Source organism: Pseudomonas sp. CP-1, assembly GCF_021213715.1.
Taxonomy (GTDB): Bacteria; Pseudomonadota; Gammaproteobacteria; order Pseudomonadales; family Pseudomonadaceae; genus Pseudomonas; species Pseudomonas aeruginosa.
Genome location: NZ_JAJQKY010000006.1, coordinates 336,852 through 356,462, shown reverse-complemented (window position 1 = coordinate 356,462; position 19,611 = coordinate 336,852). Strand labels below are relative to the sequence as shown.

At 67.2% G+C, this 19,611-nt stretch carries 18 protein-coding genes; 8 read left to right on the top strand and 10 right to left on the bottom strand.

The genetic code is table 11. The features are described from left to right. Positions 1 to 261 precede the first annotated feature (261 nt). Positions 262 to 1,113: a D-hexose-6-phosphate mutarotase gene (locus LT948_RS15270; protein ID WP_003112064.1), complete on the top strand. Its 852-nt coding sequence runs from the start codon at positions 262 to 264 to the stop codon at positions 1,111 to 1,113. Between the two features lie 8 nt (positions 1,114 to 1,121). Here LT948_RS15270 and LT948_RS15265 read toward each other — a convergent pair whose 3' ends face one another. Then, positions 1,122 to 1,979, bottom strand: coding sequence for a MurR/RpiR family transcriptional regulator (locus tag LT948_RS15265; RefSeq protein WP_003091466.1), 858 nt, complete (start codon positions 1,977 to 1,979; stop codon positions 1,122 to 1,124). A gap of 186 nt (positions 1,980 to 2,165) precedes the next feature. Here LT948_RS15265 and zwf point away from each other — a divergent pair, with 186 nt between their 5' ends. The 3 genes from zwf to LT948_RS15250 are packed head-to-tail and all read left to right on the top strand — an operon-like array spanning position 2,166 to position 5,018. Then, positions 2,166 to 3,635, top strand: coding sequence for a glucose-6-phosphate dehydrogenase (gene zwf / locus LT948_RS15260; protein ID WP_003091465.1), 1,470 nt, complete (start codon positions 2,166 to 2,168; stop codon positions 3,633 to 3,635). Next, positions 3,622 to 4,338, top strand: a complete 717-nt coding sequence (pgl, locus tag LT948_RS15255; protein WP_003130495.1) for a 6-phosphogluconolactonase — start codon at positions 3,622 to 3,624, stop codon at positions 4,336 to 4,338. The genes zwf and pgl overlap by 14 nt, the downstream gene beginning before the upstream one ends. A gap of 17 nt (positions 4,339 to 4,355) precedes the next feature. Continuing rightward, the gene (locus LT948_RS15250; protein WP_003138452.1) at positions 4,356 to 5,018 is read left to right on the top strand and encodes a bifunctional 4-hydroxy-2-oxoglutarate aldolase/2-dehydro-3-deoxy-phosphogluconate aldolase; all 663 of its coding nucleotides are present in this window, start codon (positions 4,356 to 4,358) and stop codon (positions 5,016 to 5,018) included. 89 nt (positions 5,019 to 5,107) lie between these two features. Here LT948_RS15250 and LT948_RS15245 read toward each other — a convergent pair whose 3' ends face one another. Next, positions 5,108 to 5,545: an NUDIX hydrolase gene (locus LT948_RS15245; RefSeq protein ID WP_003107683.1), complete on the bottom strand. Its 438-nt coding sequence runs from the start codon at positions 5,543 to 5,545 to the stop codon at positions 5,108 to 5,110. Between the two features lie 147 nt (positions 5,546 to 5,692). On the opposite strand from LT948_RS15245, the gene rluB reads away from it, so the two are divergent. Both rluB and LT948_RS15235 read left to right on the top strand, forming a co-directional pair. Continuing rightward, the gene (gene rluB / locus LT948_RS15240; RefSeq protein WP_003113439.1) at positions 5,693 to 6,853 is read left to right on the top strand and encodes a 23S rRNA pseudouridine(2605) synthase RluB; all 1,161 of its coding nucleotides are present in this window, start codon (positions 5,693 to 5,695) and stop codon (positions 6,851 to 6,853) included. 92 nt (positions 6,854 to 6,945) lie between these two features. After that, complete coding sequence (locus LT948_RS15235; protein WP_023095359.1) at positions 6,946 to 7,323, top strand: hypothetical protein; 378 nt, start codon at positions 6,946 to 6,948, stop codon at positions 7,321 to 7,323. Positions 7,324 to 7,426: 103 nt separating this feature from the next. Here LT948_RS15235 and LT948_RS15230 read toward each other — a convergent pair whose 3' ends face one another. The 8 genes from LT948_RS15230 to LT948_RS15195 form a co-directional block, all read right to left on the bottom strand. Further along, positions 7,427 to 8,350: a GGDEF domain-containing protein gene (locus tag LT948_RS15230; RefSeq protein WP_003105929.1), complete on the bottom strand. Its 924-nt coding sequence runs from the start codon at positions 8,348 to 8,350 to the stop codon at positions 7,427 to 7,429. Positions 8,351 to 8,578: 228 nt separating this feature from the next. Beyond that, entirely contained in the window at positions 8,579 to 9,793 is a 1,215-nt protein-coding gene (gene gltS / locus LT948_RS15225) for a sodium/glutamate symporter (protein WP_003163320.1), read from the bottom strand. A 38-nt stretch (positions 9,794 to 9,831) separates the two neighbouring features. After that, complete coding sequence (gene hutG / locus LT948_RS15220) at positions 9,832 to 10,767, bottom strand: formimidoylglutamase (protein ID WP_023111539.1); 936 nt, start codon at positions 10,765 to 10,767, stop codon at positions 9,832 to 9,834. A 15-nt stretch (positions 10,768 to 10,782) separates the two neighbouring features. Beyond that, positions 10,783 to 11,511, bottom strand: coding sequence for an IclR family transcriptional regulator (locus LT948_RS15215; protein WP_003091454.1), 729 nt, complete (start codon positions 11,509 to 11,511; stop codon positions 10,783 to 10,785). Positions 11,512 to 11,669: 158 nt separating this feature from the next. Further along, complete coding sequence (locus tag LT948_RS15210) at positions 11,670 to 12,410, bottom strand: YciK family oxidoreductase (protein WP_003091453.1); 741 nt, start codon at positions 12,408 to 12,410, stop codon at positions 11,670 to 11,672. Positions 12,411 to 12,474: 64 nt separating this feature from the next. Further along, complete coding sequence (gene mupP, locus LT948_RS15205; RefSeq protein WP_003119716.1) at positions 12,475 to 13,155, bottom strand: N-acetylmuramic acid 6-phosphate phosphatase MupP; 681 nt, start codon at positions 13,153 to 13,155, stop codon at positions 12,475 to 12,477. Then, complete coding sequence (gene ubiG / locus LT948_RS15200; RefSeq protein WP_003091451.1) at positions 13,152 to 13,850, bottom strand: bifunctional 2-polyprenyl-6-hydroxyphenol methylase/3-demethylubiquinol 3-O-methyltransferase UbiG; 699 nt, start codon at positions 13,848 to 13,850, stop codon at positions 13,152 to 13,154. The genes mupP and ubiG overlap by 4 nt, the downstream gene beginning before the upstream one ends. 150 nt (positions 13,851 to 14,000) lie before the next feature. Beyond that, a complete protein-coding gene (locus tag LT948_RS15195) occupies positions 14,001 to 15,335 on the bottom strand; it encodes a TRZ/ATZ family hydrolase (protein WP_003091450.1) in 1,335 nt (444 codons plus the stop codon). A 109-nt stretch (positions 15,336 to 15,444) separates the two neighbouring features. Between LT948_RS15195 and mtnA the strand changes: the two genes are divergently transcribed. Together mtnA and gyrA are read left to right on the top strand one after the other, a co-directional pair. Next, positions 15,445 to 16,521 (top strand): S-methyl-5-thioribose-1-phosphate isomerase, encoded by a 1,077-nt coding sequence (gene mtnA / locus LT948_RS15190; RefSeq protein WP_003091449.1) that lies wholly within the window; start codon positions 15,445 to 15,447, stop codon positions 16,519 to 16,521. 236 nt (positions 16,522 to 16,757) lie between these two features. Continuing rightward, a complete protein-coding gene (gyrA, locus tag LT948_RS15185) occupies positions 16,758 to 19,529 on the top strand; it encodes a DNA gyrase subunit A (RefSeq protein WP_003091448.1) in 2,772 nt (923 codons plus the stop codon). Positions 19,530 to 19,611 lie beyond the last annotated feature (82 nt).

The window sequence follows — 19,611 nt, the reverse complement described above, 5'->3', positions numbered from 1 at the left end:
TCGACAACGCGCTGGTGGCGGGGATCAAGATCCAGACGGTGTTCTGACCGTCGCGTTGCCTGCTCCGGTGTTGTGCCTGGGCCCGCCCGAGCGTTTCGGGCGGGCCGTTTTTTTCCGGCGACCGCTCTTCCCGGCTGCCTGTTACAAACCGACTACGCTTTTCCTGTGCCGATCATTTGGGGCTTGCGTGCGAAATGTAGTAAAACTACACGGATGCACGCCCGGGCTTTCCGGGAAGGGGAGAGGGTAGGACAATCGGACATGCTTGAGCATCCGCTGCAGCGTTTCTTTCATTCCATGCGGGCCAAGCGACCGTTCGACTGGGTACGCTTCCAACGTCGCGATCTGCTGTTGATCGACCATCCGCTGTGCCAGGCCGTATTCAGTCGGCAAGGAGCGCAGCTCCTGCATTTCCAGCCGCAGGGCGAACGCCCGTTGCTGTGGTGCGCCAGCGAATGGCCGGCCCTCAGCAGTGCGCCGGTGCGCGGCGGCATCCCGGTCTGCTGGCCGTGGTTCGGCAGCCATCCGAACGGCAGCGAATGGCCGCAGCAGGGCTGGGCGCGGCAACGCGAATGGCGCCTGCTGGATGCCTACGCCGACGAAAGCAAGGTGGTGGTGAGCTGGCAACTGGACCTGGAGGACTGGCACGTGCGCCTCGATGCGCGCCTTGGCCAGCGCCTGGAGCTGGAGCTGTGCAGCTACCATGAGGAAGACGACGATTGCCTGTTCAGCTTCGCCCTGCAGCCCTACTGGCGGGTCGGCGCGCTGAGCCGGGTGGTGGTGCACGGCATGGAGCTGGAGTCGGCTCGCGGCCAGCGCGGCGCTTCGCGGATTCCGGGAACCTGGATACCGCGCGGCGCGGTCAAGCAGGTGCTCTACCATCCCGGATCGCTGGTGCTGGAGGACGGCGGCTGGAACCGCCGCTTGCGGATCGACAAGAACGTCAGCGCCGGCAGCGTGATCTGGCACCCCGGCAGCCGCCCGGTGGAGCAGGTCGAGCCGGGCGAAGCGGAACGCTTCCTCTGTATCGGCGCCGCTGGCTACCGCCCGGGTGGGCTGATCCTGGCGCCCGGCGAACGCATGCGCCTGAGTCTCGCCGCCGGCCTGCAATAGGCAGGCGGTCAGTTGTCCTCGTCGAGGGGATAGCGGGTCGGCACCAGGCTTTCCTTGATCCGCCGCAGGTGCGGCTGGAAGTCCACGCCGCGGCGCAGGGTCACTCCGGTGGCCAGTACGTCGAGCACGGTGAGCTGGACGATCCGCGAAGTCATCGGCATGTAGATGTCGGTGTCTTCCGGCAACGGGATGTCCAGGCACAGGGTGCTGGCCCTGGCCAGCGGCGAGCCGGCGGCGGTCAGGCCGAGCACCGAGGCGCCGTTCTCCCGCGCAAGGTGCGCCACCTCCACCAGCTCGCGGGTGCGTCCGGTATAGGAAATCACCACGAACAGGTCGCCGGTATGCGCCACCGAGGCGATCATCCGTTGCATCAGCACGTCGGCCTGGGCGCTCACCGCCAGGTTGAAGCGGAAGAACTTGTGCTGCGCGTCGAGCGCTACCGAGGCCGAGGCGCCGAGACCGAAGAAGTGGATCTGCCGGGCCTGGATCAACAGGTCCACGGCGCGGTCGATGACGCGTGGGTCGAGCAGCTTGTGGGCGCTGTCGAGGGAGGCGATGGTGTTGCTGAAGATCTTCCGTGTATAGGCTTCCGGCCCGTCGTCCTCGGCTACCGCCTGGGTCACGAAGGCAGCGCCGCTAGCCAGGCTCTGGGCCAGCTGGATCTTCAGTTCCGGATAGCCGCTCATGCCGAAGGAGCGACAGAAGCGGTTCACCGTCGGTTCGCTGACCGCTGCCGCCTGGGCCAGGGCGGCGATGCTGAAGCGGGTGGCCTGCTGCGGGTTCTGCAGGATGACCTCGGCGACTTTGCGCTCCGCCTTGTTCAGTTCGTCCAGGCGGCTCTGGATCTGCTCCAGCAGGTTTTTCATCCGGGTTCCTCGTGTTCTGTCGGCCCGGCGGGGAAGGGCCGGCGGCGGCGCCTATCCTAACGTCAGGCCGGCATGCGACCAACAGCGTGGCGGGCTGGGAAAAATATGTTGTTTAATTACTACATATTTGTCTTAATTGCGCAGTGGATGGCTCAATATCACTCAATATTTGGTTGGTAACAACAAATGCCTGATGTCCGCGTTCTGCCTTGCACGTTAGCGCTGTTCGGTGCGCTGGGCGATCTCGCCTTGCGCAAGCTGTTCCCGGCGCTCTACCAACTCGATCGCGAGAACCTGCTGCACCGCGATACCCGCGTCCTGGCCCTGGCCCGTGACGAAGGCGCTCCCGCCGAACACCTGGCGACGCTGGAGCAGCGCCTGCGCCTGGCGGTGCCGGCGAAGGAGTGGGACGACGCGGTCTGGCAGCGTTTCCGCGAACGCCTCGACTACCTGAGCATGGACTTCCTCGACCCGCAGGCCTATGTCGGCTTGCGCGAGGCGGTGGACGACGAACTGCCGCTGGTCGCCTACTTCGCCACGCCGGCCTCGGTGTTCGGCGGCATCTGCGAGAACCTCGCCGCCGCCGGTCTCGCCGAGCGCACCCGGGTGGTGCTGGAGAAGCCCATCGGTCATGACCTGGAGTCGTCCCGCGAGGTCAACGAGGCAGTCGCCCGGTTCTTCCCGGAAAGCCGCATCTACCGGATCGACCATTACCTGGGCAAGGAGACGGTGCAGAACTTGATCGCCCTGCGCTTCGCCAACAGCCTCTTCGAGACCCAGTGGAACCAGAACCACATCTCCCACGTGGAGATCACCGTGGCCGAGAAGGTCGGCATCGAAGGCCGCTGGGGCTACTTCGACCAGGCCGGGCAACTGCGCGACATGGTGCAGAACCACCTGCTGCAACTGCTCTGCCTGATCGCCATGGATCCGCCCAGCGACCTTTCGGCGGACAGCATTCGCGACGAGAAGGTCAAGGTGCTCCGCGCCCTCGAGCCGATTCCCGCCGAACAACTGGCTTCGCGCGTGGTGCGTGGGCAGTACACCGCCGGTTTCAGCGACGGCAAGGCAGTGCCGGGCTACCTGGAGGAGGAACATGCGAATCGCGATAGCGACGCGGAAACCTTCGTCGCCCTGCGCGTGGATATCCGCAACTGGCGCTGGTCGGGCGTGCCGTTCTACCTGCGCACCGGCAAGCGCATGCCGCAGAAGCTGTCGCAGATCGTCATCCACTTCAAGGAGCCGCCGCACTACATCTTCGCTCCCGAGCAGCGTTCGCTGATCAGCAACCGGCTGATCATCCGCCTGCAGCCGGACGAAGGTATCTCCCTGCAAGTGATGACCAAGGACCAGGGCCTGGGCAAGGGCATGCAATTGCGTACCGGCCCGCTGCAACTGAGTTTTTCCGAGACCTACCACGCGGCGCGGATTCCCGATGCCTACGAGCGTCTGCTGCTGGAGGTCACCCAGGGCAACCAGTACCTGTTCGTGCGCAAGGACGAGGTGGAGTTCGCCTGGAAGTGGTGCGACCAGCTGATCGCTGGCTGGGAACGCCTGAGCGAAGCGCCCAAGCCGTATCCGGCGGGGAGTTGGGGGCCGGTGGCCTCGGTGGCCCTAGTGGCCCGCGATGGGAGGAGTTGGTATGGCGATTTCTGAGTTGAAGCTGCCGGCCGGCGTCGGCCTGCAGGTCTGGGGCAGCGCCGCCGAGCAGGCCCGCGGCCTGGCCGCCGAGGTCGCCGGCCGGTTGCGCTCGGCGCTGGCCGAGCAGGGCCAGGCGCTGCTGGTGGTGTCCGGTGGGCGCAGTCCGGTGGCCTTCCTCGAAGCCTTGAGCGAGGAGCCGCTGGACTGGTCGCGGATCACCCTCAGCCTGGCCGACGAGCGCTGGGTGCCGGAGTCCCATGCCGATAGCAACGCCGGCCTGGTTCGCCGCCACCTGCTCCGTGGCGAGGCGGCGAAGGCGCGCTTCATCGGCCTCTACCAGCCGGCGGCGAGCCTGGAGGAAGCGGCCGAGCTGGCCGACCACCACCTGCACGAGCTGCCGTTGCCGATCGACGTGCTGGTCCTCGGCATGGGCGACGACGGCCATACCGCCTCGCTGTTCCCGAACAGCCCAGGCCTGGACCTGGCGATGGATCCCCAGGGCACGCGCCGTTGCCTGCCGATGTGGGCGCCGAGCGTGCCGCACCAGCGCCTGACCCTACCGCGCGCCGTGCTGGCGGCGGCGAAGGTGCAGCTGCTGGCGATCCAGGGCCAGTCCAAGCTGGCCACCCTGAACACCGCGCTGGCGGTCGAGGACGAACGGCGGATGCCGGTTCGCGCCTTCCTCCGCGCGCCGCTGACGATCCATTGGTACCCCTGAGTGGCGGAGCTGTAGCCATGCACAACCTTGAACAGAAGACCGCCCGCATCGACACGCTGTGCCGGGAGGCGCGCATCCTCCCGGTGATCACCATCGACCGCGAGGCGGACATCCTGCCGATGGCCGATGCCCTCGCCGCCGGCGGCCTGACCGCCCTGGAGATCACCCTGCGCACGGCGCACGGGCTGACCGCCATCCGTCGCCTCAGCGAGGAGCGCCCGCACCTGCGCATCGGCGCCGGCACCGTGCTCGACCCGCAGACCTTCGCCGCCGCGGAAAAGGCCGGGGCGAGCTTCGTGGTCACCCCGGGATGCACCGACGAGTTGCTGCGCTTCGCCCTGGACAGCGAAGTCCCGCTGTTGCCCGGCGTGGCCAGCGCTTCCGAGATCATGCTCGCCTACCGCCACGGCTACCGCCGCTTCAAGCTGTTCCCCGCCGAGGTCAGCGGCGGCCCGGCGGCGCTGAAGGCGTTCTCGGGGCCATTCCCCGATATCCGCTTCTGCCCCACCGGAGGCGTCAGCCTGAACAATCTCGCCGACTACCTGGCGGTACCCAACGTGATGTGCGTCGGCGGCACCTGGATGCTGCCCAAGGCCGTGGTCGACCGCGGCGACTGGGCCCAGGTCGAGCGCCTCAGCCGCGAAGCCCTGGAGCGCTTCGCCGAGCACCGCAGACACTGAGACTGCCCGCCTGGGCATGCCCGGCTTCGGCCGGGTTTTTTTATGCCGTCCGGATTATCCGGGGCATGGAACGGCTAACGTCATCGGCGTTATTCGCCGATGCGCCGGCGTTCCCGCAGATAGTCGCCGAGCCGGCTCTGCAGGTAGGGTACGGCCATGGCATGCGCGAGGTAGGCGTCCACCTCCATCAATCGCCAGTATTGTCCTTCGTCGCCGAAGCGGATGGCCTCGAACTCGCGGTCCTCCAGGCGCGCCACCAGGAAGTAGGCGAAGGGCGCGCTGCCGCTGGTGCTCGGATACTGTCGCTGCCATTCGATACGAGGTTCTTCCAGGCGGATGGAGAACTCTTCCTCGAGTTCGCGCAGGGCGCATTCGGCAGGCGTCTCCAGGCCCTCGCGGCCGCCGCCGGGAAAGTCCCAGTAGCCGGGGAAGGGAATGCCGGGTTTTTCGTCGCGTTTGTAGACGACCAGGTGGTCGCCATAGAACAGCGCCAGCTTGGCGCCGCTGAAGGGAGGGACATCGTGCACCGGGGCCTCCGGGTGGCGGGGTGGGTGAACCCGGCCTAGTCTAGCGGGATTGTCCGGGTTTCCGCCCGGGGACGGTGCTTTGTCCTGACGAAGCGCGTATGATGCGCGCCCTTCGATTCGTTGCCAGCCACACCGGGAGGTGCCCAGATGAACGATACCCCAGAGAATCCCCACGTACCGGTCGGGGAAAAATTGCAGAAAGTCCTCGCCCGTCTCGGCGTCGGTTCCCGGCGCGACGTAGAAGTGTGGATCGCCGAAGGCCGGGTCAACGTCAATGGCAGCGTGGCCAGCCTCGGCCAGCGGGTCGACAGCCACGATGCGATCACCGTCGATGGCCACCTGATCCGCCGCGAAGAGGCCGCCGAGAGTGTCCGTCGCGTGCTGATCTACAACAAGCCGGAAGGCGAGGTCTGCACCCGCGACGATCCGGAAGGCCGCCCGACCATCTTCGACCGCCTGCCGCGCCTGCGCACCGGTCGCTGGATCAATGTCGGTCGCCTGGACATCAACACCACCGGCCTGCTGCTGTTCACCACCGATGGCGAACTGGCCAACCGCCTGATGCATCCTTCCTATGAGATGGACCGTGAATACGCGGTACGGGTGCGCGGCGAGGTCACCGAAGAGATGATCGAGCGCCTGCTCAACGGCGTGATGCTCGAGGACGGCCCGGCCAAGTTCAGCGATATCCAGCAGGCGCCGGGCGGCGAAGGCTTCAACCACTGGTACCACTGCGTAGTGATGGAGGGCCGCAACCGCGAGGTGCGCCGGTTGTGGGAATCCCAGGGATTGGTGGTCAGCCGCCTGAAGCGAGTGCGTTTCGGCCCGGTGTTCCTGACCTCCGAGCTGACCATGGGCCGCTACCGCGAAATGGACCAGCGCGAAATCGACATCCTCAGCGAGGAAGTCGGCCTCAAGCCGGTGGCGCTGCCGGGCATGACCACCAAGGCGCGCGAGAAGGCCGAACGCCAGCAGCGCAAGCAGGCCCGTCCGCTGGCGCGCAGCGAGCGTCCGGAAGCCGGGCGCAAGCGTGCGCCAAGGCGCGAGGACGGCGAGAATGCCGCTCGTCGCGCGCCGGCTTCGCGTCCCGCGCGCGGTCCGCAGCCGAGCGCCGAGCGCAAGGGGCGCGAGCAGGGCACTCCGGTTGCCGAGCGGCCCCGCGAGAGCAACCGCAAGCCGCGTCCGAGCAAGCCGCGCGACGAGCGTCCGGCCAGCGCGCCGGGCGACAAGCCGGCGGCCCGCAAGCCGCAGGTCAAGCGGCGGCCGAAACCGGCCGGCGACGGTATGCGTCCGGGCTTCCGCCGCTGAGCGGAAAGCGCCCTGGAAAGGCCCCTTCGGGGGCCTTTTTCATGCCTGGGAATCGGTGTCTAATGGTCGCCCGCACACAAGGAGGTGGTGAAATGCACAGGATCCTGGCTATCGCGCTCTGCATGCTATGGAGCGTCGCCGGGCTGGCCGCGGATGCGGCGATGCCGGCGCAGAGCTGTGCAAGCCTTGGCGAGGCGACGGCCGGCCCCGAGGACAACTTCCGTCCGCCGCTGGAGGGCGAGGTGATCGACAAGGGGCGCGCCTATTTCCACAGCGCGCCGCGTGCCGACTGTGTCACCGGGGTCTTCGTGATTCCCGGCGACTTCATCACTGTCTACAAGCCGAGCGGCGAGTGGCTGAACGTCATGTACCTGGCTCGAGACGGCAAGGAAACCAGCGGCTGGCTGCTGGAGAAGCGCGTCCGCTTGCGCCAGGCCTATGGCGCCCCGGACGAGCCGGCGCAGCCATAAGCGGCAGGACCTTGGCGGAAACCGTGACTGCGCCGGTGAGAGCCGTCGCTACTGCCGTCGCCCGATGCGCCTGCTCCGCGCTTCGGGGGCGAATCGGCAAGCCTCAGGCGCAGCGCAGGCGGTTGCGGCCGTCGCGCTTGGCTTCGTAGAGCGCCTCGTCGACCCGTCGCAGCAGGTCGTCGCTGCCTTCGCCGGGCCGCAGGTCGGCGCAACCGAGGCTGATCGACAGCTTCAGCGGTTCGCCGGCGTGCCGGTAGTCCAGTTCCTCCACCGCCTGGCGCAGGCGTTCGCCGACCATGCAGGCAGCCTGCAGCGGCGTGCTGGACAGCAGGACGAGGAATTCCTCGCCGCCGAAGCGGAACACCATGTCGACATTGCGCAGGTGGTCCTTGATGGTTTCCGCCACGGCCTTGAGGGCTTCGTCGCCGACGGCGTGACCGTAGTGGTCGTTGACCCGCTTGAAGTGGTCGATATCGAGCATCAGCACCGAGAGCGGTTGCAGGTTGCGCCGGGCCAGTTCCAGTTCGCGGCCGAGCGCCTGGTCCATGGCGATGCGGTTGCCGGTGCCGGTCAGGGCGTCGCGCAGGGCGGTCTGGATCGCGGCGCGATAGAGCAGGGCGTTGCGCAGCGGGAACAGCAGGGTGCCGAGCAGGCTCTCCAGTTGCCGTTGTTCGTCTTCGCCGAGGCGCTGGCGGCGACGGAAGATCAGTTCGCCGAGGTAGTCGCTGTCATGGCTCAGGCGATAGCTCACCGAATGCTTGGCGCTGCTGCCGAACTCCAGGCGCAGGTCGGAGCCCGGATGGCGGTAGCCAAGGGCATCCAGCGGGATCAGTTGGCGGACTTCCTCGAAGAACAGGCCGAGAATCCGCTCCGCCTCCAGGCTGCTCTGCAACTGTAGGGTCAGTTGCTGGCGCAACTCCGTCAGGTTGCTGGCGCGCGGCCCGCTGGCGTTGCCGCCGGGCTGGGGGCCGCGCTTCTGCTTGGCGGCGTCGAAATCGATGGTATTGGACTGCTTGGGAGGAGCCATGCGCGGAACCTCTGGCGCGAAAGACGGCGACAGTAGGGCTAAGGCGAGTTTCGTGCCAGCCAACTGAAGAACGGAGAAATCAGAGGCACAGACAGGTTTTCCTAGGAATGGTTTCCACATTCTGTAGGAATTTCGGAGAGATTTCGACGGAATAATGGCGTTTTGCTGGCGAGTGGCCGAGGCGCTCGTCGGAAAGCTGGCGCTCCGCTAGCGGAGCGCCGCCATGGTTCAACTGAAGGCGTTGATGAACCAGGTGATCGCCGGGATGGCGACGAGATCGATCAGTACCGCGCCGCACAGGGGCACGATGATGAAGGCCTTGTGCGAGAACACCCGATAGTGCTCGCAGACCGCGCCCATGTTGGCCACCGCGTTGGGCGTGGCGCCCAGGCCGTGGCCGAGGAAGCCGGCGCAGAGCACCGCCGCGTCGTAGTTGCGGCCGAGCAGGCGGAACAGCACGAAGATCGTCAGCAGCAACAGCACCGCGACCTGGATGAACAGTACGCCGAGCAGCGGCAGGCCGAGGTTCTCCAGCTCCCAGAACTTCAGGCTCATCATCGCCATGGTCAGGAAGATGCCCAGGCAGACGTCGCCCAGGGTACCGACGGCGTGGTCCGGAATGCGCAGCCAGCCGAGCCGGTCGTCGAGGTTGCGCAGGACGATGGCGATGAACATCGCCCCGACATAACTGGGCAGCACCAGGCCCAGGCGTTCCTGGAGCGCGTCGCCGAGCCAGAAGCCGAGCACCATCACCAGCAGCACGCAGGTCAGCAGGCGCAGCAGGAGATTGCCGTCCAGCGTGGCCGCCGCATGCTGGCGTCGCTCCTGCTGGCCGAGGGCTTCCAGCCGGTTGTCGCTTTCCGCCTGCACCGGCAGGCGGTTGCGTTCGATCAGCCAGCGCGCCACCGGGCTGCCGAGCAGTCCGCCAGCGACCATGCCGAAGGTGGCCGAGGCCAGTGCCACGGTGGTCGCGCCCTGGGCGCCGAGCCCTTCCGCAACCGGGCCGAAGGCCGCCGCCGCGCCGAAACCGCCTTCCAGCGACACCGCGCCGGCCATGATCCCGAGCAGCGGGTCGAGGCCGAGCAGCCCGGCGCTGCCGACGCCGATCAGGTTCTGCAGTATCGCCAGCGCCCAGCAGGCCGACAGGTAGACCAGCAGGGTCTTGCCGCCCTTGCGCAGCAGGCCGAGGCTGCCACCGAGGCCGACGGTGGTGAAGAACGCCACCATCAGGGGCGTCTGCATGCTGGTGTCGAGGCCGATGTCGAGCCAGCCGCGATCCCTGAGCAGCCAGACCAGGAAGGCGAAGCCGAAGCCGGCGATCACCGGCGACGGTACGCACAGACGTGTCAGCCAGCGGCTGCGCTTCTTCAATTGGCTGCCGAGGGCGAGCAGGAGCAGGGCGAGGGCGGTGGTGGACAGGGCGTCCAGGTGCAATGTCGGCATGGCGGGGCTCTATTGTTGTTGTGTGGGCGAAAGGGCGATCAGTTGACCAGGCTGTCGACCAGGCGCGCGGCGATCCGGGCGGTGCGCTGGTCGCTATCGAGTTGCGGGTTGAGTTCGGCGATGTCGGCCAGGCGCAGCTTGCCGCTGGCCTTGGCGCGGCGGACCAGGTGCTCCACCACCGGCATCTCCACGCCGTGCGCCGAGGGCGCGCTGACGCCGGGCGCCTGGGCGGCCGGGAGCACGTCGAGGCAAACGGTCAGGTAGAGGTGGTCGACGGATTGCAGGAAGCTGTCGAGGAAGGCTTCGCTGCGTTCCAGGTTCCATGGCTGCAACTGACGGTCCAGCAGGTAGCGCACACCCAGGCGCTGGGCCTGGTCGAACAGCGCCGCGGTGTTGCTCAGGCGGCTGATGCCCAGGCAGCAGTAGGCGAACGGCCAGTCGCAGGCCTGGCAGAGTTCGGCGATCTGGCGGAACGGCGTGCCGGAGCTGGCCCGTTCGGCGTGGCGCAGGTCGAAATGCGCGTCGAAATTGAGGATACCGATGCGCGGCAGGCGCTCATGCCGACTCAGGTGGCGGGCGAGGCCGGCGAAGCTGGCGTAGGCGATTTCGTGGCCGCCGCCCAGGCCGACCACCCGGTGGCCGCGCGCGAGCAGGTCGGCGACGCGTTGCGCGTAGCGTTCCTGGGCGGCTTCCAGATCGTCGCCGGCGACGATGTCGCCGGCATCGTAGATCGCTTGCTCGCCGTGCCAGGCCAGGTTGGCCAGCGCGCGACGCAAGGCTGGCGGTCCGTGGCGCGCGCCCTGGCGACCCTGGTTGCGGCGCACGCCTTCGTCGCTGGCGAAACCGAGCAGCACGCTGGCCGCTTCGGCGTCGTCTGCGTAGGGGCGCATCCATTGGTGCCAGCGCCGCGCGTCGGCGCCTTCCTGGCTATCGATCCGGCCTTGCCAGAGGCTCATGTCGGGGGCGGGGTACATCGAAACTCCTGTTGGTCAGTCCAGCCGCGCGGAAAGTCGCGCGGCGGCGTCGAGGGTCCATTGCCGCAAGCGTTCGCTGCGCGACTGGGCGCGCAAGGCGGGGGCCATCAGGCTGAGGGCGCCGTGCAGGCGCTGGCGGCTGTCCAGCAGCGGTACGCTGATGCCCCAGACGCCTTCGTCGATCTCGCCCTGGCTGACGGCGTAGCCCTGTTCGCGGATCAGCCGGAGTTCCTGCTCCAGCTTGTCGATACGCTCGGCGGAGAGTTCCTGGGCGAGGTACAGCTCCTCGCGCCGTTCGTCCTCCAGGTGCGCCAGCAGGGCTTTGGCCGAGGCGCCATGCAACAGCGGCTGCGCCAGCCCTTTCTGGTAGCAGCAGCGCAGCGGCTGCGGACTGTCGAACAGTTCCAGGCAGATCGCCTGCTGGTTGCTGGCCACCATCAGCGCCACGCTCTCCTGGCTCAGGTCGGCCAGGCGCTTGAGTTCCGGTTTGGCGAGACCGATCAGCGAGGCCTCGCGATCGAATTTCTTCGCCAGTTGCAGGCAGGCCGGGCCGGGCAGGTAGCGGCCCTGTCCGGCCTGTTCTTCGGCCAGGCCCCAGCGCAACAGGGTCTTCAGGTGCCGGTAGGTGCTGCTCAGCGGCTGCTCCAGGGTCAGCGACAGCTCCTTGGCAGACAGGGCTTCGGGAGCCTGGCCGAGGGCAATGAGGATCTGCAGCAGGCGATCGGTGGGGGAATGCTTCGACATGGGAACTCCTTGACCCACAGGGTGAAGGCGATTTCCCGGAAAATGAAACCACTTTCCCACTCAGTGGGAAAAATATGCAAAAAGAATGGGAAGTTCCGGACGGGAAGAGGGAAGGGAAGGACAGGGCAGCCTCGCCGGGCGGCGAGGCTGCCGGGGAATCACTGGGCGTCGAAGGCCTGGCCGTTGACGCCGGCGCTGTCCGGCCCCATGAGGTACAGGTAGACCGGCATGATCTCCTCGCCGGTGGGGTTGTTCAGCGGGTTTTCCCCAGGGTAGGCGAGGGCGCGCATGCTGGTGCGGGTGGCGCCGGGGTTGACGCTGTTGGCGCGGATCGCGCTGGTACCGTCGAGTTCGTCGGCAAGGGTCTGCATCAGGCCCTCGGTGGCGAACTTCGATACCGAATAGGCGCCCCAGTAGGCGCGGCCCTTCCGGCCCACGCTGCTCGAGGTGAAGATGATCGAGGCGTCGCTGGAGAGCTTCATCAGCGGCAGCATGGCGGTGGTCAGCATGAACATGGCATTGACGTTCACCTGCATCACGCGCATGAAGTTCTCCCCGGAAATCTGCTGCATCGGCGAGCGCGGACCGAGGATCGAAGCGTTGTGCAGCAGGCCGTCGATGCGGCCGAACTCGTTCTCCAGGGTTGCCGCCAGTTCCTCGAACTGGTGCGGCTGGGCGGTCTCCAGGTTGAACGGGATCACGGCGGCCTGCGGATGGCCGGCGGCCTCGATGGCGTCGTAGACCTCGTTCAGGTACTCCTCGGTCTTGCCCAGCAGCAGCACGGTGGCGCCGTGGGCGGCGAAGGTCTTGGCGGCGGCGGCGCCGATGCCGCGGCCGGCGCCGGTGACCAGGATCACGCGGTCTTTCAGCAGGTCGGGGCGGGCGGAGTACTGGAACATGTCGAATCCTTTGAATGCATGACCCGCCTGGCGGCGGGTCGTTGTCTGTCGGCGGCGCTGCGGATCAGCAGTCGCAGAGCGCGCGGTCGAGAACGTCGATGAGTTCGCGCGGGTGGTCGACGATCACGTCGGCGCCCCAGTGCGCGGGGTTGTCTTCGGGGTGGATGTAGCCGTAGCGCACCGCCGCGGTCTTGGTTCCGGCGTCGCGGCCGGATTCGATGTCGCGCAGGTCGTCGCCGATGAACAGCACCCTCGACGGATCGATGCCGAGCTGGCTACAGGCCAGTAGCAGCGGCTCGGGATCGGGCTTGCTGCGGGTCACGTGGTCCGGGCAGACCAGCACCCTGGAACGCTCGGCGTAGCCCAGGCGCTGCATGATCGGTTCGGCGAAGCGCACCGGCTTGTTGGTCACCACGCCCCAGATCAACCCGGCTTTCTCGATCGCCGCAAGCAGTTCGGGGATGCCGTCGTAGGGCCGGCTGAGAACCGCGCAATGCTCCTGGTAGCGGTCGAGGAACTCCTGGCGCAGGGGTTCCAGTTCCGGGCTGTCCAGCGACAGGCCGAAGGCCGCGGCAACCATCGCGCGCGCGCCGCCGGAGACCACGTCGCGCACCCGTTGCTCGTCCACCGGCGGCAGGCCGTGGGCGGCACGCATGGCCTGGGTGATGGCGATGAAGTCCGGCGCCGTGTCGAGCAGGGTGCCATCCATGTCGAACAGTACCGCTTTGAGCCGCATGCGCTTCACGCCTCCCGCTGGGTCTGGACCATGTAGTTGACGTCGACGTCGTTGGCCAGCTTGTAGTGCTTGGTCAGCGGGTTGTAGGTCAGGCCGATGATGTCCTTGACCTCGAGACCGGCCTCGCGCGACCAGGCGCCGAGTTCCGACGGACGGATGAACTTGCGGAAATCGTGGGTCCCGCGCGGCAGCAACTGGAGGATGTACTCCGCGCCGATCACCGCGAACAGGTAGGCCTTGGGATTGCGGTTGATGGTCGAGAGGAAAACCTGTCCGCCCGGCTTGACCAGGCGGTGGCAGGCGCGGATCACCGAGGCCGGGTCCGGCACGTGTTCGAGCATCTCCAGGCAGGTGACCACGTCGAATTGCCCGGGCATTTCCTCGGCCATCTGCTCGGCGGTGATCTGCCGGTAGTCGACGGCGACGCCGGATTCGAGCTGGTGCAGGCGCGCCACCGCGAGCGGCGCTTCGCCCATGTCGATGCCGGTGACGTTGGCGCCGCGCTGGGCCATGGCTTCGCTGAGGATGCCGCCGCCGCAACCGATGTCGAGCACCTTCTTGCCGGCCAGGCCGGCGCGCTCGTCGATCCAGTTGACGCGCAGCGGGTTGATGTCGTGGAGCGGCTTGAACTCGCTCTCGCGGTCCCACCAGCGATGGGCCAGTGCCTCGAATTTGGCGATCTCGGCGTGGTCGACGTTGCTCATAATCGTTCCCGTTGAAGAGTGAAGCCTTTGGGGGAAGGGCCGCGGCGGCGGAATCCAATCCTTCATGTTGCCAGCTTTGGCGGAGGGATGGGGCCGGCGGCGGTTCGCCTTCCTATGTCAGTTTGTCGCAGCGGGCCGGCCCGCCGCGGTTCAGGACCTGTCGCTGGCGGCGATCTTCGCCCCCCATTCGCGGGCCCTGGCGATCAGGCGCTGTTCGTCGTGACGGAGCAGGCGGCCGTCGTCGAGGAGTTGCCTGCCGCCGACCCAGACGTGCCGCACGCAGTCGCGGCCGCTGGCATAGATAAGTTGCGAAACCGGGTCGTAGACCGGTTGCTGGGCCAGGCCGGACAGATCGAAGGCCACCAGGTCGGCGGCCTTGCCGGCTTCCAGGGAGCCGATCAGGCGCTCCAGGCCAAGCGCGCGGGCGCCGTTCAGGGTGGCCATGCGCAGCGCGCGGTGGGCGTCGAGGGCGGTGGCCTGGCCGTACACGGCCTTGGCCAGCAGCGCCGCGGTGCGGGTCTCGCCGAGCAGGTCGAGATCGTTGTTGCTCGCCGCGCCGTCGGTGCCGATGGCCACGTTGACCCCGGCCTGCCAGAGCTTTTCCACCGGGCAGAAGCCGCTGGCCAGCTTGAGGTTGGATTCCGGGCAGTGGATCACCGAACTGTTGGTTTCCACCAGCATCGCCAGGTCGTCGTCGTCCACCTGGGTCATGTGCACCGCCTGGAAGCGCGGGCCGAGCAGGCCGAGGCGGTGCAGACGGGCCAGCGGGCGCTCGCCGTTGCGCTCCATGGCCTGCTCCACCTCGAAGGCGGTCTCGTGGACGTGCATCTGGATGCTGGCGTCGAGTTCCTCGGTGAGCACCAGAATCTGCTCCAGCTTGTCGTCGCTCACCGTATAAGGGGCGTGCGGGCCGAAGGCGATGCGGATGCGCGGGTGGTGCTTGAGGTCGTCGAACAGTGCCATGCCCTGGCGGATCGCCTCGGCGCTGTCGCGGGCGCCGGGGATCGGGAAGTCCAGCACCGGGATCGCCACCTGGGCGCGTACCCCGCTGTCATGGACCACGCCGCAGATGGCCTGTGGATAGAAGTACATGTCGGAGAAACAGGTGATGCCGCCCTTTACCTGTTCGGCGATGGCCAGCTCCGTGCCGTCGCGGATGAAGTCCTCGCTGACCCATTGGCCTTCGGCCGGCCAGATGTGGTCCTGCAGCCAGGTCATCAGCGGCAGGTCGTCGGCGAGACCGCGGAACAGACTCATTGCCGAATGGCCGTGGGCGTTGACCAGGCCGGGGGCGAGCAGCATGCCGGGCAATTCGCGGATTTCCGTGGCGCCATGGCGCATGGCCTGCTCGCGCGGCGCGACCAGGGCGATCTGGCCGTCGCGGATGCCCAGCGCGTGATCGCGCAGCACCACCCCGGCGGGCTCCACGGGGACGATCCAGGTCGGCAGCAGGAGGAGGTCGAAGGGGTTACGGACGTTGGGCATGGCGGCGCATCCTGGGCGCAGAGCGGGAAGCCGGAAGTATACCCGAGCGTCCGCGGCTGGGGCTCGTTATAATCCGCAGCTTTTCCGTGATTCAGCGAGAGGTGTGTGCATGCGAGAGCGACTGCTGGCGGCCGAGCGGGTCAAGGCGATCGAGTGGCGGGACGGTACGCTGCGGTTGCTGGATCAGCGCCTGCTGCCCCAGGAGGAGGTCTGGCTCGAACATGAGTCGGCGGCCGAGGTGGCCAAGGCCATTCGCGATATGGTCGTGCGCGGCGCGCCGGCCATCGGCATCAGCGCCGCCTACGGCATCGTCCTTGGCGCCCGCGCGCGCCTGGCGCAGGGCGGCGACTGGCGCGCCGCGCTGGAGGAGGACTTCCGCCTGCTGGCCGACTCGCGACCCACGGCGGTCAACCTGTTCTGGGCGCTGAACCGCATGCGCGACCGTCTGGAGCGAATGAAAGAGGGCGACCAGCCGCTGGCGGTGCTGGAAGCCGAGGCGATCTCCATCCATGAAAGCGACCGCGAGGCCAACCTGACCATGGCCCAGTTGGGCATGGAGCTGATCCGCAAGCAGCAGGGCAGCCCGCAGAACATCCTCACCCACTGCAATACCGGCGCCCTGGCGACCGGCGGGTTCGGCACCGCGCTGGGGGTGATCCGCGCCGCGCACCTGGAAGGCCTGGTCAATCGCATCTACGCCGACGAAACCCGGCCCTGGCTCCAGGGCTCGCGGCTGACCGCCTGGGAACTGGCCAACGAAGGCATCCCGGTCAGCCTGAACGTGGATTCGGCCGCCGCGCACCTGATGAAGACCGAGAACATCACCTGGGTCATCGTCGGCGCCGACCGCATCACCGCCAATGGCGATGTCGCCAACAAGATCGGCACCTACCAGTTGGCGGTCAACGCCATGCACCACGGCGTGCGCTTCATGGTGGTGGCGCCGAGTTCGACCATCGACATGAACCTGGAGAGCGGCGAGGACATCCCGATCGAAGAGCGCGACGGTCGCGAGCTGCTGGAAATCGGCGGGCGACGGGTAGCGGCCGAGGTCGATGCCTACAATCCGGTATTCGACGTGACCCCGGCGGACCTTATCGATGCCATCGTGACCGAGCGTGGCGTCGTCGAGCGTCCCGACGCCGAGCGCATGGCCGCCCTGATGAGCCGCAAGCGCCTGCATTGAACGAGGCGACTGGAGGTCGTCCCCGCCAGGGCCTTTGCCTTGGGCTGGGGCGTGGGCTGTGGTAAGCTCCGACGGTTATTCGAGCGCCCCGCGGAGGGGCCTCGAGAGTGCGCGAATCCTTGACTCAAGTCGTTGATTTGTAGTGAGTTGGCGCTGCTCGGGCATGCGCCGACCTACTTCGTTTGCCTCAGGATCGAGGCGGCGAAGTTCCACCAGAAAAAGGAACCAGGCTTCTCATGGGCGAACTGGCCAAAGAAATTCTCCCGGTCAATATCGAAGACGAGCTGAAACAGTCCTATCTCGACTACGCGATGAGCGTGATCGTCGGGCGGGCCCTGCCGGATGCACGTGACGGCCTGAAGCCGGTGCACCGCCGTGTGCTTTATGCCATGAGCGAGCTGGGCAACGACTGGAACAAGCCCTACAAGAAATCCGCCCGTGTGGTCGGCGACGTGATCGGTAAGTACCACCCGCACGGCGACACCGCGGTCTACGACACCATCGTGCGCATGGCGCAGCCGTTCTCGCTGCGCTACATGCTGGTAGACGGCCAGGGCAACTTCGGTTCGGTGGACGGCGACAACGCCGCAGCCATGCGATACACCGAAGTGCGCATGGCCAAGCTGGCCCACGAACTGCTGGCGGACCTGGAAAAGGAAACCGTCGACTGGGTGCCCAACTACGATGGCACCGAGCAGATCCCGGCGGTCATGCCGACCAAGATTCCCAACCTGCTGGTCAACGGTTCCAGCGGTATCGCCGTGGGCATGGCGACCAACATCCCGCCGCACAACCTCGGCGAAGTGATCGACGGCTGCCTGGCGCTGATGGACAACCCCGACCTGACCGTCGATGAGCTGATGCAGTACATCCCCGGTCCGGACTTCCCCACCGCCGGCATCATCAACGGCCGCGCCGGGATCATCGAGGCCTACCGCACCGGTCGCGGGCGCATCTACATCCGCGCCCGCGCCGTCGTCGAGGAGATGGAGAAGGGCGGCGGTCGCGAGCAGATCATCATCACCGAGCTGCCGTACCAATTGAACAAGGCGCGGTTGATCGAGAAGATCGCCGAGCTGGTGAAAGAGAAGAAGATCGAGGGTATTTCCGAGCTGCGCGACGAGTCCGACAAGGACGGCATGCGCGTGGTCATCGAGCTGCGTCGCGGCGAGGTGGGCGAGGTGGTCCTCAACAACCTCTACGCCCAGACCCAGCTGCAGAGCGTGTTCGGCATCAACGTGGTGGCCCTGGTCGACGGCCAGCCGCGCACGCTGAACCTGAAGGACATGCTCGAAGTGTTCGTCCGCCACCGCCGCGAAGTGGTGACCCGGCGTACCGTCTACGAGCTGCGCAAGGCCCGCGAGCGCGGGCACATCCTGGAAGGCCAGGCGGTCGCCCTGTCGAACATCGATCCGGTGATCGAGCTGATCAAGAGTTCGCCGACCCCGGCCGAGGCCAAGGAACGCCTGATCGCCACTGCCTGGGAGTCCAGCGCGGTGGAAGCGATGGTCGAGCGTGCCGGCGCCGACGCCTGTCGTCCGGAAGACCTGGATCCGCAGTACGGCCTGCGCGACGGCAAGTACTACCTGTCGCCGGAACAGGCCCAGGCGATCCTCGAGCTGCGCCTGCATCGCCTGACCGGCCTGGAGCACGAGAAGCTGCTCTCCGAATACCAGGAAATCCTCAACCTGATCGGCGAGCTGATCCGCATCCTGACCAACCCGGCGCGCCTGATGGAGGTGATCCGTGAGGAACTGGAAGCGGTCAAGGCCGAATTCGGCGATGCTCGCCGCACCGAGATCGTGGCTTCCCAGGTCGACCTGACCATCGCCGACCTGATCACCGAGGAAGACCGCGTGGTGACCATTTCCCACGGCGGCTACGCCAAGTCCCAGCCGCTGGCCGCCTACCAGGCGCAGCGTCGCGGCGGCAAAGGCAAGTCCGCCACCGGGATGAAGGACGAGGACTACATCGAACACCTGCTGGTGGCCAACAGCCATGCGACCCTCCTGCTGTTCTCCAGCAAGGGCAAGGTCTACTGGCTGCGTACCTTCGAGATTCCGGAGGCCTCGCGTACCGCGCGTGGCCGGCCGCTGGTGAACCTGCTGCCGCTGGACGAGGGCGAGCGGATCACCGCGATGTTGCAGATCGACCTGGAGGCGCTGCAGCAGAACGGCGGCGCCGATGACGACCTCGACGAAGCCGAAGGCGCGGTGCTCGAGGGCGAGGTGGTCGAGGCCGCCGAGGTCGAGGAAGTCGAGGGCGAGACCGCCGAGCTGGTGGCCGAGCCGACCGGCGCCTACATCTTCATGGCCACCGCCTTCGGTACCGTGAAGAAGACCCCGCTGGTGCAGTTCAGCCGTCCGCGCAGCAGCGGCCTGATCGCGCTCAAGCTGGAAGAGGGCGATACCCTGATCGCCGCCGCGATCACCGATGGCGCCAAGGAAGTCATGCTGTTCTCCAGTGCCGGCAAGGTGATCCGCTTCGCCGAGAGCGTGGTGCGCATCATGGGCCGCAACGCCCGCGGCGTACGTGGCATGCGCCTGGGCAAGGGGCAGCAGCTGATCTCCATGCTGATTCCGGAGTCCGGGGCGCAGATCCTCACCGCCTCCGAGCGCGGCTTCGGCAAGCGTACCCCGCTGAGCAAGTTCCCGCGTCGCGGCCGTGGCGGCCAGGGGGTGATCGCCATGGTCACCAACGAGCGCAACGGCGCGCTGATCGCCGCGGTACAGGTCCAGGAAGGCGAGGAGATCATGCTGATTTCCGACCAGGGCACCCTGGTGCGGACGCGTGTCGACGAAGTCTCCCTGTCCGGCCGCAATACCCAGGGCGTAACCCTGATCAAGCTCGCCAGCGACGAGGTACTGGTCGGTCTGGAGCGTGTCCAGGAGCCGTCGGGCGGAGATGACGAGGACCTGCCCGAAGGGGAGGAAGCTGCCGAATCTCTGGGCGAGTCGGCCGAGTCCGAGTCCGAGCCCGCGGCGGAAGCGGAAGGCAACGAAGAGTAAGGCTCGGGGCGGGCGCCTGCGCCCGCCCGGCCGATGACGTCGGCGGATAACTCACGGCTATCCGCCCTACCTATAGCGAGAG

Bases quoted from the DNA above. Each gene is read 5' to 3' on its own strand.
- LT948_RS15270 (WP_003112064.1), top strand. From the start codon at position 262: ATGCTTGAGCATCCGCTGCAGCGTTTCTTTCATTCCATGCGGGCCAAG.
- LT948_RS15265 (WP_003091466.1), bottom strand. From the start codon at position 1,979: ATGAAAAACCTGCTGGAGCAGATCCAGAGCCGCCTGGACGAACTGAAC.
- zwf (WP_003091465.1), top strand. From the start codon at position 2,166: ATGCCTGATGTCCGCGTTCTGCCTTGCACGTTAGCGCTGTTCGGTGCG.
- pgl (WP_003130495.1), top strand. From the start codon at position 3,622: ATGGCGATTTCTGAGTTGAAGCTGCCGGCCGGCGTCGGCCTGCAGGTC.
- LT948_RS15250 (WP_003138452.1), top strand. From the start codon at position 4,356: ATGCACAACCTTGAACAGAAGACCGCCCGCATCGACACGCTGTGCCGG.
- rluB (WP_003113439.1), top strand. From the start codon at position 5,693: ATGAACGATACCCCAGAGAATCCCCACGTACCGGTCGGGGAAAAATTG.
- LT948_RS15235 (WP_023095359.1), top strand. From the start codon at position 6,946: ATGCACAGGATCCTGGCTATCGCGCTCTGCATGCTATGGAGCGTCGCC.
- LT948_RS15230 (WP_003105929.1), bottom strand. From the start codon at position 8,350: ATGGCTCCTCCCAAGCAGTCCAATACCATCGATTTCGACGCCGCCAAG.
- gltS (WP_003163320.1), bottom strand. From the start codon at position 9,793: ATGCCGACATTGCACCTGGACGCCCTGTCCACCACCGCCCTCGCCCTG.
- hutG (WP_023111539.1), bottom strand. From the start codon at position 10,767: ATGTACCCCGCCCCCGACATGAGCCTCTGGCAAGGCCGGATCGATAGC.
- LT948_RS15215 (WP_003091454.1), bottom strand. From the start codon at position 11,511: ATGTCGAAGCATTCCCCCACCGATCGCCTGCTGCAGATCCTCATTGCC.
- LT948_RS15210 (WP_003091453.1), bottom strand. From the start codon at position 12,410: ATGTTCCAGTACTCCGCCCGCCCCGACCTGCTGAAAGACCGCGTGATC.
- ubiG (WP_003091451.1), bottom strand. From the start codon at position 13,850: ATGAGCAACGTCGACCACGCCGAGATCGCCAAATTCGAGGCACTGGCC.
- LT948_RS15195 (WP_003091450.1), bottom strand. From the start codon at position 15,335: ATGCCCAACGTCCGTAACCCCTTCGACCTCCTCCTGCTGCCGACCTGG.
- mtnA (WP_003091449.1), top strand. From the start codon at position 15,445: ATGCGAGAGCGACTGCTGGCGGCCGAGCGGGTCAAGGCGATCGAGTGG.
- gyrA (WP_003091448.1), top strand. From the start codon at position 16,758: ATGGGCGAACTGGCCAAAGAAATTCTCCCGGTCAATATCGAAGACGAG.